A 14,549-nucleotide genomic window follows, 5' to 3' on the forward strand; every position below is an offset into this window, starting at 1 on the left:
ATCATTCCCACGCTCTGGACTGGGAACGATCAGTGGGTTAGCCCCAAGGCTTCGGCTCACCAAACAACTGCCCCTGAACCCCATAAAGCCCCATTTCACGAATCACCATCAACTCCCCTTCCGTCTCGACCCGCTCGGCAATCAACGGCAGATCAATGCTGTGCGCCGCCCGCTGAATCGCCTCGATGAACAATCGCTTGTCACTCTCCTGATCAATCGCCCGGATGTAACTGCCGTCGATCTTCAAGTACGCCAACCCAAGCCGCGCCAGGTTGCCGATCATGCTGAAGCGCCCGCCAAAGCGTTGCAGGCTCAGGGAGAACCCGAGTTCGTGCAGACGGCGCGTCAGTTCTTCCAGCATGGCTTGCTCCGGCAGCTGCTCCTCGCCGATTTCCAAGGTCAATCGCTCCCCGAGATTCGAATGCTGACGCAGGATTTCAAAGACTTTATTCAACGCCTGCGGGTCGGTCAGTGTCGCTGAAGACAGGTTCAGCGCCAGCGATTCTTCATGGTCGGCCATCTGTTCAAGCACCAGCTCCAACATCAGCCGGTCCAACCGCGCGGTCCAGCCAAAGCGCTCGAGCCACGGCAGGAAGCGCCCGGCGGGAATGGTCTGGCCCTCGTCGTCGATCAAACGCGACAGCACTTTGTAATGCAGCACCAATTGCGTGTCCTGGGCGGCCACCACCGGCTGGAAATACAGCTCGAAACGCTGCTGATTCAACGCCTGTTCCAGTAAGTTGTGCCAGGCATGATGGTCGTCGCCGATGTTAGCCGACGCGCTGTGATCCAGGCAGACCCAGCTCGAATCGCCCTGGCCTTCCGCCTGAGCCAACGCCTGATCGCCCAGCCCGAGCACCGCTTGCGGGGTGTCGCCATAAACAAACGGCGCCAGCCCGATCGAGGCCACCGAGGCCACGTCGGTGGCGCCCGTCGCGTGTAGGCTCGCCAAGGCACTGTCGAGGTTCTGCGCCAGTTGCAGCGCTTCTTCGCGCACCAGCCCCGGCGCCAGCACGGCGAACTCGCCGCCGCGAATCCGCGTCACGAGGTTCAGGGTTTCCGGGTATTTGGTGCACTCTCGGGACAGCTGCTCGCCAACCGCTTTCAACAACTGGTCAGTGCGCTGGCCGCCCAACCGCTGGTTCAACCCGGCCAGATCCTTGACCCGCAACAGCAGCAGATAACCGGAACTCGCCTGCTCTGGATTGCTCACCCGGGCATTTAATTGCATTTCGAAATAGCGACGGTTGGCCAGCCCCGTCAGGGTGTCCTGATAGGACTCGGCCCGCAGTTTTTCGCTGCGTTCGGCCTGCTCCTGGAACAGCGCTTTAAGCTTTTCGACCATCTGGTTCATGGCTTGCACTACACGCCGCAGCTCCGGAGTGCGCGGCAGTTGGGGCAGGCTGAGGAATTCGCGGCGAGCGATGGCGTGGGATTGCTTGACCATGTAATCCAGCGGCTTCAGTTGCCGACGCAACAACAGCGCGCCCAGCACCGCGCTCACCGCACCGCAGATCAGCAACCAGCCAAGACTGCCCAGCGCGCTCTGCCAGAGTTTGGCCAACGCGAACATCGGATGGCTGACCACCTCGACCCGCGCCGCCTGCTCCCAGCCACGGCTGACGAGGGCATCACCACCGGCAGCTTCCAGCCCGATCATTTTGACGAACCAGTCCGGCACATTGTTCACCGCGGGAATGCCGCTGCGCTCAACGATGGTCTGATCGGTCTTGAGGTCGACCACGCGGATGCTCGCGTAATAACCACTGTCGAAGATCGAACTGACCAGCAACTCGACCATTGCCGGGTCGTCGATGTTCGGCGTCAGGGACAATGCCAATGCAGTCGCGGCGTCCTGGGCGTGGGAACGCAACTGGTTGACGTACTGAGTGCGCGAGCTTTCCAGGCTGACCACGAAGCTTCCGGTGAAGGCAATCACCAGGAACAGACAGATAGCGATCAACAGCTGTTTGAACAAAGACATCTGAGCGCGTGCTCCTAGTTAGTCGTCTCGACCGGGAAACCTTCGGCCTGCATTTTTTTCAGCACATCCTGCCAACGAGACAGGCGTTTGGTGTCACCGACTTTCTTGTTGCCCTTGGCGCCCGGCAACCACAACCCTTCGGCATTAAAAGAGTAGACCGGCAGCAAATCGGTTCGTTGGCTGGCCGGTTTGATCGCGTCGATCAAGCTGTCGAGTACCAGCGGCATGGCCTCGGCACTTGAGTAGTAGGTCAACACCATGTGCGCCCGATTCAGGCGCAATGCCTTGACGTACGTGATGCGCAGCTTGTCACTGGAAACGCCGAGATGGCGCAGGCTGAAATACTTGGCGATCGCGTAATCTTCGCAATCGCCGGCGCCCTTCCACAGGGCCTCGATGGGCGTTTCCCAATAATCGACCTCGTGCCACAGGTCGATGTCTTCCTCATAGCGCATCTGCTTGTTGAAGAATTGGTTGACCACTTTAAGCTGTTCGAGCTCGTTGACCTGCTTTTGCGTAGCCAATAAGTGCTGCCAGGCATCAATACGTTGCTGCCCTTCGCCCAACGCCCCGTACAATGCCTGCGCGCGACGGCTGATCAGCGAAAAATCCCAATCGGCATGCAGCCCGCCCAGCATAACGCCGGCCAGCAGCAACGCGCAGCACAGCCAGCGCAAAGTCCGAGGGATCGCGAAACGTACCGACAATGCGAGGCATCCAGGTCAGGCGGGTGGAAAGCGTTTGATGGTGCAGGTTACCCCGGTAAAAAACAATGGCACGGTGAGATCACTGCTGGCGCGCTAAACTTTATGACAGGTGTCACTAAAAACATCGTGGCCACGTCAGGCTGCGACCTTGTGTACGTTTGACAACCTGTCAGGCAGTCACTAGTGTCCTCTTGGATCCAAATTTATTTCAGTCAATCAGGGTGCGTAGTTGTGACACAGAAGCCCAATCCTCTGAACAGCATCAAGGTCAACGGGCCGATACCGGCTCATCTGGCACGCTCGGTGATCGAAGAAACCCTGCGTTCGGCCATTCTCGACGGTCGCATTCCCTGCGGCACCGCCCTGCGTCAGCAAGATTTGGCCGATCTTTTCGGTGTCAGCCGCATGCCGGTGCGCGAAGCGTTGCGCCAGCTCGAAGCCCAGGCGCTGCTTAACGTAGTCGCCCATAAAGGTGCAGTGGTCGCACCGCTGGTCCAGGGCGATGCCGTGGAAACCTATGCACTGCGGATCCTGCTGGAATCCGAAGCGCTGCGCCTATCGATTCCGCTGCTTGAGAAGGAAGACTTCGAACAGGCTGCCCGTCATATCGACAACCTGGAAACGGAACACGACTACACCGAGATCGGCCGGCTCAATCGGCTCTTCCACATGTCGCTGTACTGCAAGGCGCCGAACCGGCGGCTGCTGAGGCTGGTGGAAGACGGATTGAACGAAGAGGAACGCTTCCTGCGCTTCAACCTTGAGGCCATGGGCTTGGGCAAACTGTCCCAGGAAGATCACCGGGCGCTTTTGCGAGCCGTCGAAGACCGGGATGTCGAAGGCTCAGTGAAGATACTCGAACATCACCTCAACCGGGGCGTCGAGGTCATCACACGCTACCTTAATAGCCCTGAGGCCCAGAGCAAAAAAACCTCCAGATAAACCCAGCGGCAGACCTGGGCGACCAGATCGAACGGCTCCCCTCGCTTGCCGTGACATCGAGCGATCCTCACCCGGGATTGCTCGGCGAACAATCTGCTTACAAATCCTCCTTCGCTCACACCGCACCGGTGTAGCGACGCCACGCCCGCCCTTGCAAAACCCTGCCATCCTCAGCCCCATCATTGCACCGATCAGATGACGCCTCGGTGATAGCGGCTGCCTTGAATTACGCTCACTCTTGGCCTGCCAACGAACAATGAACGGGCGACGCACCGCACGAGCGGAGCAGTCCCTGCACCAAGAACCTACGGAAGGAGCCTTGCCACGGGAAAGGAAGAACCGGCGTTGATCCCAGCCAACTTCCGCCCCCCTAATCCACTTCAACGATCCAGTTAGAAAGTTGTTTCGAGTGAGGCATTCACTCTTCATTTTAATTCTGACTTATATAAGCCGGAAGGAGCAACTACACCCAAATAAAACTCAAATTAAAAGTTTTATTGGAACGTGTCGCGCGCAAGAAAGTTAAACTTTCAAATAATATAAAAATAACTTGCTCGACACTTTATTCGTGTATTAGTTTTTCTCCGCCGCCTTGAGTACTGACGCCAGGCCGTCACTTAACGACTTATTGCAACTCACCTCTATCAATTCACTTGAGGCCTCCGCTCGCCAACAGAAAGTTTTAACTAACAATCGCTTATTTATCAAACACCCTACGGTATTTCCATTTCACTTATAGGCTCGTCCATGAAACCGACTAAAGACCGTCTCAACCAGAAGAAAGCAGAACTTAGCGCTCATCCGATTTTTTCTGAAATCAACTCACTGTCGGTATTGCAACGCTTCATGGAAACCCATGTATTTGCAGTATGGGATTTCATGTCACTGACCAAACGCCTGCAGCAGGAACTGACCTGCGTTCAGCTGCCCTGGCTGCCACCGCGAGATCCGCAGGCAGCGCGTTTGATCAACGAGATCGTGCTGGGTGAAGAGTCCGATGATCGTCCGGCTCACGGTCACTACAGCCATTTCGAGTTGTACCTGGATGCGATGCGAGAGGTCGGTGCAAGCACGGTTGCGGTCGAGCGCTTCGTGACGCTGCAAAAAGAAGGGGTGAGCTACGACGTGGCGCTGCAAAGTGTGGACGTCGATCCAGCCGCCGCGCAGTTCGTGCGCCATACCTTGCACACCGCGCTGCATGCGCCTGGCCATAGCGTTGCGGCGGTGTTCCTGCATGGCCGGGAAAGTGTCATTCCGCAGATGTTCCAGCGGATCCTCGATGATTGGGGTATTGGCCTCGATCAAGCGCCGACCTTTCGCTACTACCTTGAGCGCCACATCGAAGTCGACTCCGAAGACCACGGCCCGGCGGCGGAAAGACTTCTCGCCCGGCTGGTCGATGGCAATCCGCAACGCGAAGAAGACGTCTACGCCAGCGCCATCGCCGCCGTGGAAAGCCGCATCGCCCTGTGGGACGGCCTGCGCCTGAGCATGAGCGAACCTCTGCCTGAGGTGATCGCATGAACGCCGCCGACTATCAATCCTTCGCCGATGCCTGGGAAAGCCGTGCGACCATTCGTACCCGCCCCCGGCGCGTGCTGGAGAACGACGACAAATTGATCTACCCGTTGAGCCGCCAACCGTTGGTGCTGAGCGAAACCTTCCTGCGCGAATGCCCGGATCAGCGCGACTTTGCACTGGTGCAGACGCTCTACAAATTCATCAACGACGTGGTGATTTTCGAAACCGAAATCGTCGACAAGACTGCCCGCAGCATCGCCAAGAATCGCTTCGCCGTGGCCTTCCCGTTCGCCTGCCGCTACGACGCCATGACCGTGGTGGTGGACGAGGATTACCACGCGCTGGTGGCGATGGATTTCATGCAACAGACCGTCGCCATGACCGGCATCACGCCCATCGAACTGCCGGATGAAATCGAACTCAGCCGAGCCATTCCAGCAGCCGTGGCGCTCGCCCCGGATCACCTGCGCAGCGCCGTGGAATTGATCTGTGTGGCCATCGCCGAGAACACCGTGACCGGCGATGTCGCGGCGTTCGCCAAGGACGACACGGTCAAGCAATCGATCAAGGGCCTGATGGCCGACCACTTGCTCGACGAAGGTCGCCACTCCGGGTTCTGGGCGCGGCTGGTGCGCATCTACTGGCACACCGCGAGCGAAGACGACCGCCGATGCATCGCGCACATCCTGCCGATATTCATCGGCCATTACCTGACCAACGACATCCAGAAGTCGTTCGACTTCCGGCTGATCGAGTCCTTGAAGATCAGCGATGCCGCACGCCACGCCCTCAAGAGCGAAGTGTCGGGGCAGGCCTTCCCGATCAATCGCCATCACCCGCTGGTCGCCAACATCGTGCGGTTTTTCCGCAGCAGTTCGCTGCTCGATTCGCCGTGCGTGCAAGACACCCTCAGCGATTACCTGGTTTAACGAGGAGCACATCATGAGACGTCTCGACATTCTGCTCATTGGACAAAGCCAGGCCCTGACCGACCTGGCGCTGGAACTTGAACAACACGGTCATTCCCTGGTGCGCCTGACTGCCGTCGACAAGCAGCCGTTGGGTAGTGCTGATTTGCTGATCGACGACGCCAGCCTGCCTGTTCAAGACGTCGGCGATGCGCCGCGACTGACGCTGCAGCTGGGTATCGGTGAGCCTGGAGTTTCTGGCCTGCCGCCGCTGGACTTGCTGTGCTCGTACGGTTCGACGCTGTTCACTCGCGTGCCGATCACCGACGAACCTTCGGGCAACGGCCAGGCATTGCGCCTGCGGGCAGTGGCGGAACTGGTCAATCACGTGGCGCTGCTGGTCAGCCGTTACTCTCGCGATGCCGACTATTTTCGGCTGGCCGACCCTGCGGCTCCCGCTCGCTTCGAGCACGTGGAAAACCTGCTTTATTTGGAGAGCCTCGCGTTTTTCCATCGGCTCAATATCACGGCTGCACCCGCGCTGCTGGAACTCAGCCAAATCCCGATGATTGAGCGCCTTGAGCAGCGCTTCATCCGGTGTGCCGAACGACCCGCGCTGAACATTGCCGGCACGTCCCTGAGCTATCGGCAATTGCACGCCCACAGCCGCGCGATCCAGCAGCGATTGCTGCCGTTGCTCGCTCGGCATCAGGGGCCATTGGTGGTCGGGATCTGCCTGCCGAAATGCAGTGCGTTGTATGCGGGAATTCTGGCGATTCTCGGCAGCGGCGCGGTGTATTTGCCGCTGGAGCCGAGCCATCCCCTGCAACGCCAGCAGTACATCCTGGAAAACGCCGGGGCCGTGTTGCTGCTGCATGACGGTGAGCATCCGCTCGCGGCCAAAATACCGGGACTCGACATCAGCCGTATCGACATCGATGACGTGGACCTCGATCAACCCTTGATGCGTCAACGACCCGATCTAGAGGCGCCGTGCATGGCGCTCTACACCTCGGGCACCACCGGCCATCCCAAAGGCGTGTTGCTCAGCCAGGCCAACCTCGCCCATTTCACCGCGTGGTACGCCGACTACGTGCAGCTGACCGAGCAGAGTCGGGTGCTGCAATTTTCGTCATTGAGTTTCGACTCGTCGCTGATCGATATTTTCCCGACCCTGCTCCAGGGCGCCGAACTGATCGTGCCCGGCGACGATCAACGTCGCGATCCGTTGCAATTGGTCGAACTGATCCGCCATCAGCATCTGAGCCACGCCTTTTTGCCGCCGGCGTTGTTGAGCATCCTGCCGTTGGATCAATTGCAATGCCTCGATCACGTGATGACTGGCGGCGATGTCTGCGAACCCTATGTCATCGAGCAGCTCACCCGCCAGGGCAACCTCTACAACCTCTACGGCCCTACCGAAGCGACAGTGTTGATTACCGCGCGGCAACTGCGCACCGGCGACAACAACCGCACCCTCGGTGCGCCAATCGCCAACAGTCAGGTGCTGATTCTCGATGAGGATTTTCAACCGGTGACCGAACAGACGGTCGGTGAGTTATACATCGTCGGGCCGGGTGTGTGCCTGGGGTATCTGAACAACCCGCAGCAGACTGCCGAACGTTATCTGAACCTGAACCTGCCGAATGGCCGGAGCCTGCGCGCCTACCGCACCGGCGACATGGCGAAGTGGACCAGCGACGGCATCGAGCTCTGCGGACGGCGCGACAATCAGGTGAAGATTCGTGGCTTTCGGGTCGAGCCGGAAGAAATCGAACGCTGCTTGCGCGACAGTCAGCTGTACCGCCAGGTGGCAGTCGTCATCGACAGCCATCGACGGATTCTGGCCTTCCTCGCGCAGCCTCAGGAGGATCAACCCGGCACCGCTCGCGAAGCGCTGAAAGCTCACTCCATGCAGTTTCTGCCGGACTACATGCAGCCCGTCGCATGGACCGAACTGGCGAATATGCCGTTCGCCAGCAACGGCAAAGTCGACCGCAAGGCGCTGCTGGCGATGCCCGTGAATGTCTCCGAAAACACGTTGCGACGCTTGCCCGCCAGTGCTGATGAGGCGCTGTTGCTGGAGATCTGGGCTGAGCTGCTGGAGCTGCCGGCCAGCGATATTTCCACCGATGAAAGTTTCTTCAACTTGGGTGGCCACTCGATCCTGTTGTCGCGCATGCTTTTGCGTTTGCGGGAAGAGTTCGGTCGCAGCATCTCGATCAACCGCTTCATCGAATTACCCACTATCGCTAAGTTAGCAACCTTGGTGCGCGGCTCCGGCACCGAAGAGGTATTGAGCGAAAAGGCCATGGCCGATGCCTTCCGCGAACTGGATATCCAGCCGTTGCCAGTCAACCGTATGGGCGACGTGCACAAGGTGATCGTTACTGGCGCCAACAGCTTTGTCGGCGTGCACATCGTCGAAGCATTGCTCGCCTGGGGCGCCAGCGAAGTCGCCTGCCTGGTGCGCGATGGCGGTGGGCAATCGGCGGCCGAGCGCTTCGCTCACGCGTTGCGGGAAAATCGTCTGGACCATCTGGACCTGAGCCGAGTGCGGGTTTACGCGGCGGACATTACTCGTCCGTCATTGGGGCTCGAAGCGGATGTTTACGAGCGACTGGATCGGCAGTTCGGCGCATTGGTGCACAACGCCGCCAACGTCAATCACGTACTCGACTACGAGTCGCTGGCGCGGGATAACGTCGAGCCGATTTTCGAGTGCCTTCGGTTGTGTGAAGGGCGCAGCAAAAAGATCTTCAATTTTGTCTCCACGCTCTCGGCCTCCAGCACGATTGCCGCCGATGGCCGGGTGCTGGAAATGCCCGCCGCACAGACGCCGCCGATCTACATCAAGAACGGCTACAACCTGTCCAAATGGGTCGGTGAGCGAATCCTCGAACGGGCTCGCGAGCGTGGCGTACGGGTCAATCTTTATCGCCCCGGCAACATCAGTTTCAACAGCCTCACGGGTGTCTGCCAGCCCCACAAGAATCGCTTGATGCTGATGCTCAAAGGTTCGATCCAGCTCGGCCAGGTGCCGGAGTTCGCACTGAATTTCGACCTGATGCCGGTGGACTTTCTGGCCCGGTTCATCGCCTTCCATGCCAGCCGTTACTCATCCGAAAAAGCGGTGTTCAACCTGCACAACCCCGAACCCCTGAGCTGGGATGCCTACGTCGCATCATTTCGTGAGGCGGGTCGCGAGTTTTCCATGGTCAGCGTCGCCGACTGGCAGCAGCAATTGGGCCGGGTCGACAGCGACAACGCGTTGTTCGGCGTACTCGGTTTCTACCTCAACGGCTTCGAGGAAGACATCGGCGACATTTCGATGATCGGCCACGACAACGCCCAGGCCGGCGTCCGGCAGATGGGCGCGCACTACCCGGAAAAGTCCCCGGCACTGCTGCGTCGCGGCTGCGACTACCTCAAAGAAATCAATTTCATCTGATTCAACCCAACCCCAAGAATGGAGCAAGACCATGAGCACTCTGCAACCCGATACCCTGATCAAAAATCCTCAAGGCTGCCACGTGGTGTCCTCGGTGGAAGTGCCGGCCGATGCCGAGAAAGTCTGGGCAGTGGTCGGTAACTTTGCCGGCTTCGATCAATTCATTCCGGCGCTGTCGCACATCGAAATGACCGGCGAAGGCGTGTCGTCCCTGCGCAAGAAATTCTTCAAGGACGGCAACCTGGTGGTCGAGCAACTTAACTCCCGAGACGATCAGGCGCTGAACATGACGTGGACCACGATCTACAACACGCTGGGCGTGGCCAACTTGTGGGCGGCGATGAGTGTTGAACCGCTGGATGCGGGTAAGTCGCGGGCGACCTGGACCATCATCGCCGAACCCGCACAGGGCGGTGCCGAGGCGTTTCCGGGGTTCAAGGATTTCGTTCAGGGCTTTGCCGATGATGCGATGAACAATGTGCTGAAACTGTTTGCGTAGGGCATAAGAAAGCCCGCTGCGGATCACTCCACAGCGGGCTCTTTTTTACATCGCTCGATCAGATTTTGAAGCTGTCGACCAACTGCTTCAGCCGGTTCGCCTGCTGGGACAAAGCATCGCAATCCTTCAACGTTTCATTGAGGTTGGCCACGCTCTGCTGGTTCAGCAGGTTGATCTGGTTAACGTCGACGTTTAGGGTTTCCACTACTGCCGTCTGCTCTTCGGTCGCCGCGGCCACCGACTGGTTCATACCGTCGATTTCGCCGATGCGCTGTATGAGGCCTCCTATCACCAGGTTCATGCCACAGTGGGCACCCAGGGTCAGCGCGGAATGGGTTTCGACTTCAGCGGCCCGGTGGATAATGACAAACGCATAGACTATCGCCTGACAGGGCTGGCGGATCAGTCCGACACACAGTTCGATCGCAACAAGGAAAAGCGTTTCGTCTCGCGCCTACGGTGAGCATCGATTTCACCGAAGATACTTCGCGGACCCTGCAAGCCTATTTGCAACACGATCCAGATAGCGGTTATCACGGCGGCGTGCCGGCCGACGGCACAATCCATCAGCGCAATGGTAATCGGATCTCCCCGCACTTCTTCGAGGGGGAGCCGGACATTGTTGGCTTCCAGCGTGATCAGCAGTCCTTCGGTTATCAGTTTGAGCACCGTTTCAATGACGCCCAGGGCCTGGAACTGGAAGCGCACATGCAGCTGACCGACAACCTTAAAGTACTCGGCAGCTACACCTTCACCGACATCGAGTACGAAGTCGATGATCAGCACCTTGAGTACGGCCACCAACGTGATCGAGAACAAGGGCAACTCGCCGACCCAGGCGCCACGGCACATGGCCTCGATCTGGGCTGACTACACGTTCAACAGCGCGGCACTCGATGATCTGCGATTGGGTGGTGGCGTGCGATATGTCGAGGCGGGAACATCCACTGGTTTGGCTATGGCGTCACTGAGCGTTTAGCGAGCCCATAACGACAAAACCCCTGTCTGCGTTAGCAGACAGGGGTTTTGAAATTCAATCTTGACGATGACCTACTCTCACATGGGGAAACCCCACACTACCATCGGCGATGCATCGTTTCACTGCTGAGTTCGGGATGGGATCAGGTGGTTCCAATGCTCTATGGTCGTCAAGAAATTCTGTGACCAGCCCGTTACAGCGTAACGTGCCAGAAAAATTGGTGACTTCTACTAAAACAAAACCCCTACCTGCATACGCAGATAGGGGTTTCGGAATTTAATCTTGACGATGACCTACTCTCACATGGGGAAACCCCACACTACCATCGGCGATGCATCGTTTCACTGCTGAGTTCGGGATGGGATCAGGTGGTTCCAATGCTCTATGGTCGTCAAGAAATTCGGTAGCCAGGTCGTGGGCCGTTGCAGGTTCACGCTCCAGCGAATGGGCAAGTGATAGATTTGTGGGTTGCGTTGCGAATTTTCGACTTGTGTCGTCTTCACACACCGCAATCTGGCCTTTCGACGCAAATTGCTTGGGTGTTATATGGTCAAGCCTCACGGGCAATTAGTATTGGTTAGCTCAACGCCTCACAGCGCTTACACACCCAACCTATCAACGTCGTAGTCTTCGACGGCCCTTCAGGGGACTCAAGGTCCCAGTGAGATCTCATCTTGAGGCTAGTTTCCCGCTTAGATGCTTTCAGCGGTTATCTATTCCGAACATAGCTACCCGGCAATGCCACTGGCGTGACAACCGGAACACCAGAGGTTCGTCCACTCCGGTCCTCTCGTACTAGGAGCAGCCCCTCTCAAATCTCAAACGTCCACGGCAGATAGGGACCGAACTGTCTCACGACGTTCTAAACCCAGCTCGCGTACCACTTTAAATGGCGAACAGCCATACCCTTGGGACCGGCTTCAGCCCCAGGATGTGATGAGCCGACATCGAGGTGCCAAACACCGCCGTCGATATGAACTCTTGGGCGGTATCAGCCTGTTATCCCCGGAGTACCTTTTATCCGTTGAGCGATGGCCCTTCCATACAGAACCACCGGATCACTAAGACCTACTTTCGTACCTGCTCGACGTGTCTGTCTCGCAGTCAAGCGCGCTTTTGCCTTTATACTCTACGACCGATTTCCGACCGGTCTGAGCGCACCTTCGTACTCCTCCGTTACTCTTTAGGAGGAGACCGCCCCAGTCAAACTACCCACCATACACTGTCCTCGATCCGGATAACGGACCTGAGTTAGAACCTCAAAGTTGCCAGGGTGGTATTTCAAGGTTGGCTCCACGCGAACTGGCGTCCACGCTTCAAAGCCTCCCACCTATCCTACACAAGCAAATTCAAAGTCCAGTGCAAAGCTATAGTAAAGGTTCACGGGGTCTTTCCGTCTAGCCGCGGATACACTGCATCTTCACAGCGATTTCAATTTCACTGAGTCTCGGGTGGAGACAGCGCCGCCATCGTTACGCCATTCGTGCAGGTCGGAACTTACCCGACAAGGAATTTCGCTACCTTAGGACCGTTATAGTTACGGCCGCCGTTTACCGGGGCTTCGATCAAGAGCTTCGCGTTAGCTAACCCCATCAATTAACCTTCCGGCACCGGGCAGGCGTCACACCCTATACGTCCACTTTCGTGTTTGCAGAGTGCTGTGTTTTTAATAAACAGTCGCAGCGGCCTGGTATCTTCGACCGGCATGGGCTTACGCAGTAAATGCTTCACCCTCACCGGCGCACCTTCTCCCGAAGTTACGGTGCCATTTTGCCTAGTTCCTTCACCCGAGTTCTCTCAAGCGCCTTGGTATTCTCTACCCAACCACCTGTGTCGGTTTGGGGTACGGTTCCTGGTTACCTGAAGCTTAGAAGCTTTTCTTGGAAGCATGGCATCAACCACTTCGTCACCCAAAGGGTAACTCGTCATCAGCTCTCGGCCTTGGAATCCCGGATTTACCTAAGATTCCAGCCTACCACCTTAAACTTGGACAACCAACGCCAAGCTGGCCTAGCCTTCTCCGTCCCTCCATCGCAATAACCAGAAGTACAGGAATATTAACCTGTTTTCCATCGACTACGCTTTTCAGCCTCGCCTTAGGGACCGACTAACCCTGCGTCGATTAACGTTGCGCAGGAAACCTTGGTCTTTCGGCGTGGGTGTTTTTCACACCCATTGTCGTTACTCATGTCAGCATTCGCACTTCTGATACCTCCAGCAAGCTTCTCAACTCACCTTCACAGGCTTACAGAACGCTCCTCTACCGCATCACCTAAGTGATACCCGTAGCTTCGGTGTATGGTTTGAGCCCCGTTACATCTTCCGCGCAGGCCGACTCGACTAGTGAGCTATTACGCTTTCTTTAAAGGGTGGCTGCTTCTAAGCCAACCTCCTAGCTGTCTAAGCCTTCCCACATCGTTTCCCACTTAACCATAACTTTGGGACCTTAGCTGACGGTCTGGGTTGTTTCCCTTTTCACGACGGACGTTAGCACCCGCCGTGTGTCTCCCATGCTCGGCACTTGTAGGTATTCGGAGTTTGCATCGGTTTGGTAAGTCGGGATGACCCCCTAGCCGAAACAGTGCTCTACCCCCTACAGTGATACATGAGGCGCTACCTAAATAGCTTTCGAGGAGAACCAGCTATCTCCGAGCTTGATTAGCCTTTCACTCCGATCCACAGGTCATCCGCTAACTTTTCAACGGTAGTCGGTTCGGTCCTCCAGTTAGTGTTACCCAACCTTCAACCTGCCCATGGATAGATCGCCCGGTTTCGGGTCTATTCCCAGCGACTAGACGCCCTATTAAGACTCGCTTTCGCTACGCCTCCCCTATTCGGTTAAGCTCGCCACTGAAAATAAGTCGCTGACCCATTATACAAAAGGTACGCAGTCACCCAACAAAGTGGGCTCCCACTGCTTGTACGCATACGGTTTCAGGATCTATTTCACTCCCCTCTCCGGGGTTCTTTTCGCCTTTCCCTCACGGTACTAGTTCACTATCGGTCAGTCAGTAGTATTTAGCCTTGGAGGATGGTCCCCCCATATTCAGACAAAGTTTCTCGTGCTCCGTCCTACTCGATTTCATGGCCAAGAGATTTTCGCGTACAGGGCTATCACCCACTATGGCCGCACTTTCCAGAGCGTTCCGCTAATCTCAAAGCCACTTAAGGGCTAGTCCCCGTTCGCTCGCCACTACTAAGGGAATCTCGGTTGATTTCTTTTCCTCAGGGTACTTAGATGTTTCAGTTCCCCTGGTTCGCCTCTTAAGCCTATGTATTCAGCTTAAGATAACCATCTTATGATGGCTGGGTTCCCCCATTCAGACATCTCCGGATCACAGTCTGTTTGCCGACTCCCCGAAGCTTTTCGCAGGCTACCACGTCTTTCATCGCCTCTGACTGCCAAGGCATCCACCGTATGCGCTTCTTCACTTGACCATATAACCCCAAGCAATCTGGTTATACTGTGAAGACGACATTCGCCGAAAATTCGCAATTTAACTCACAAATTTTACCTTAGCCTGATCCGTTACCAGTGAAAGTAACGTTCAGTCTATC

Annotated in this window: 7 protein-coding genes, 3 rRNA genes and 2 pseudogenes; 6 read left to right on the plus strand and 6 right to left on the minus strand. The window is 57.0% G+C overall.

Going from position 1 to position 14,549, the window contains the following annotated elements:
* Positions 1-37: 37 nt before the first annotated feature.
* A complete protein-coding gene (gene lapD, locus ACYZT5_RS23850; RefSeq protein WP_462047671.1) occupies positions 38-1,984 on the minus strand; it encodes a cyclic di-GMP receptor LapD in 1,947 nt (648 codons plus the stop codon).
* Positions 1,985-1,998: 14 nt separating this feature from the next.
* Positions 1,999-2,691 (minus strand): cysteine protease LapG, encoded by a 693-nt coding sequence (gene lapG, locus ACYZT5_RS23855; protein WP_462047672.1) that lies wholly within the window; start codon positions 2,689-2,691, stop codon positions 1,999-2,001.
* Between the two features lie 231 nt (positions 2,692-2,922).
* Here lapG and ACYZT5_RS23860 point away from each other — a divergent pair, with 231 nt between their 5' ends.
* The 5 genes from ACYZT5_RS23860 to ACYZT5_RS23880 all read left to right on the plus strand — a co-directional run bounded on the left by ACYZT5_RS23860 (position 2,923) and on the right by ACYZT5_RS23880 (position 10,012).
* Positions 2,923-3,633, plus strand: a complete 711-nt coding sequence (locus tag ACYZT5_RS23860; protein ID WP_462047673.1) for a GntR family transcriptional regulator — start codon at positions 2,923-2,925, stop codon at positions 3,631-3,633.
* A 747-nt stretch (positions 3,634-4,380) separates the two neighbouring features.
* Positions 4,381-5,157: a DUF3050 domain-containing protein gene (locus ACYZT5_RS23865; RefSeq protein ID WP_462047674.1), complete on the plus strand. Its 777-nt coding sequence runs from the start codon at positions 4,381-4,383 to the stop codon at positions 5,155-5,157.
* On the plus strand, positions 5,154-6,083 hold the full coding sequence (locus ACYZT5_RS23870; RefSeq protein WP_462047675.1) for a diiron oxygenase: 930 nt from the start codon (positions 5,154-5,156) through the stop codon (positions 6,081-6,083). The genes ACYZT5_RS23865 and ACYZT5_RS23870 overlap by 4 nt, the downstream gene beginning before the upstream one ends.
* 13 nt (positions 6,084-6,096) lie before the next feature.
* The gene (locus tag ACYZT5_RS23875) at positions 6,097-9,513 is read left to right on the plus strand and encodes an amino acid adenylation domain-containing protein (protein ID WP_462047676.1); all 3,417 of its coding nucleotides are present in this window, start codon (positions 6,097-6,099) and stop codon (positions 9,511-9,513) included.
* 31 nt (positions 9,514-9,544) lie between these two features.
* Positions 9,545-10,012 carry an SRPBCC family protein gene (locus ACYZT5_RS23880; protein ID WP_462047677.1) on the plus strand — a complete coding sequence of 156 codons (468 nt, stop codon included), beginning with the start codon at positions 9,545-9,547 and terminating at the stop codon, positions 10,010-10,012.
* 58 nt (positions 10,013-10,070) lie between these two features.
* On the opposite strand, the pseudogene ACYZT5_RS23885 reads toward ACYZT5_RS23880, so the two are convergent.
* A pseudogene (locus ACYZT5_RS23885) lies at positions 10,071-10,289 on the minus strand (chemotaxis protein); the annotation flags it as partial.
* On the opposite strand from ACYZT5_RS23885, the pseudogene ACYZT5_RS23890 reads away from it, so the two are divergent.
* Positions 10,227-10,943, plus strand: a pseudogene (locus tag ACYZT5_RS23890) (TonB-dependent receptor domain-containing protein); the annotation flags it as partial. The pseudogenes ACYZT5_RS23885 and ACYZT5_RS23890 sit on opposite strands and share 63 nt — an antisense overlap.
* Positions 10,944-11,049: 106 nt before the next feature.
* Here ACYZT5_RS23890 and rrf (ACYZT5_RS23895) read toward each other — a convergent pair.
* The 3 genes from rrf (ACYZT5_RS23895) to ACYZT5_RS23905 form a co-directional block, all read right to left on the minus strand.
* Positions 11,050-11,165, minus strand: a 5S ribosomal RNA gene (rrf, locus tag ACYZT5_RS23895).
* A gap of 106 nt (positions 11,166-11,271) precedes the next feature.
* A 5S ribosomal RNA gene (rrf, locus tag ACYZT5_RS23900) occupies positions 11,272-11,387 on the minus strand.
* Between the two features lie 150 nt (positions 11,388-11,537).
* Positions 11,538-14,429, minus strand: a 23S ribosomal RNA gene (locus ACYZT5_RS23905).
* Positions 14,430-14,549 lie beyond the last annotated feature (120 nt).

The organism is Pseudomonas sp. LB3P14, from assembly GCF_054898045.1.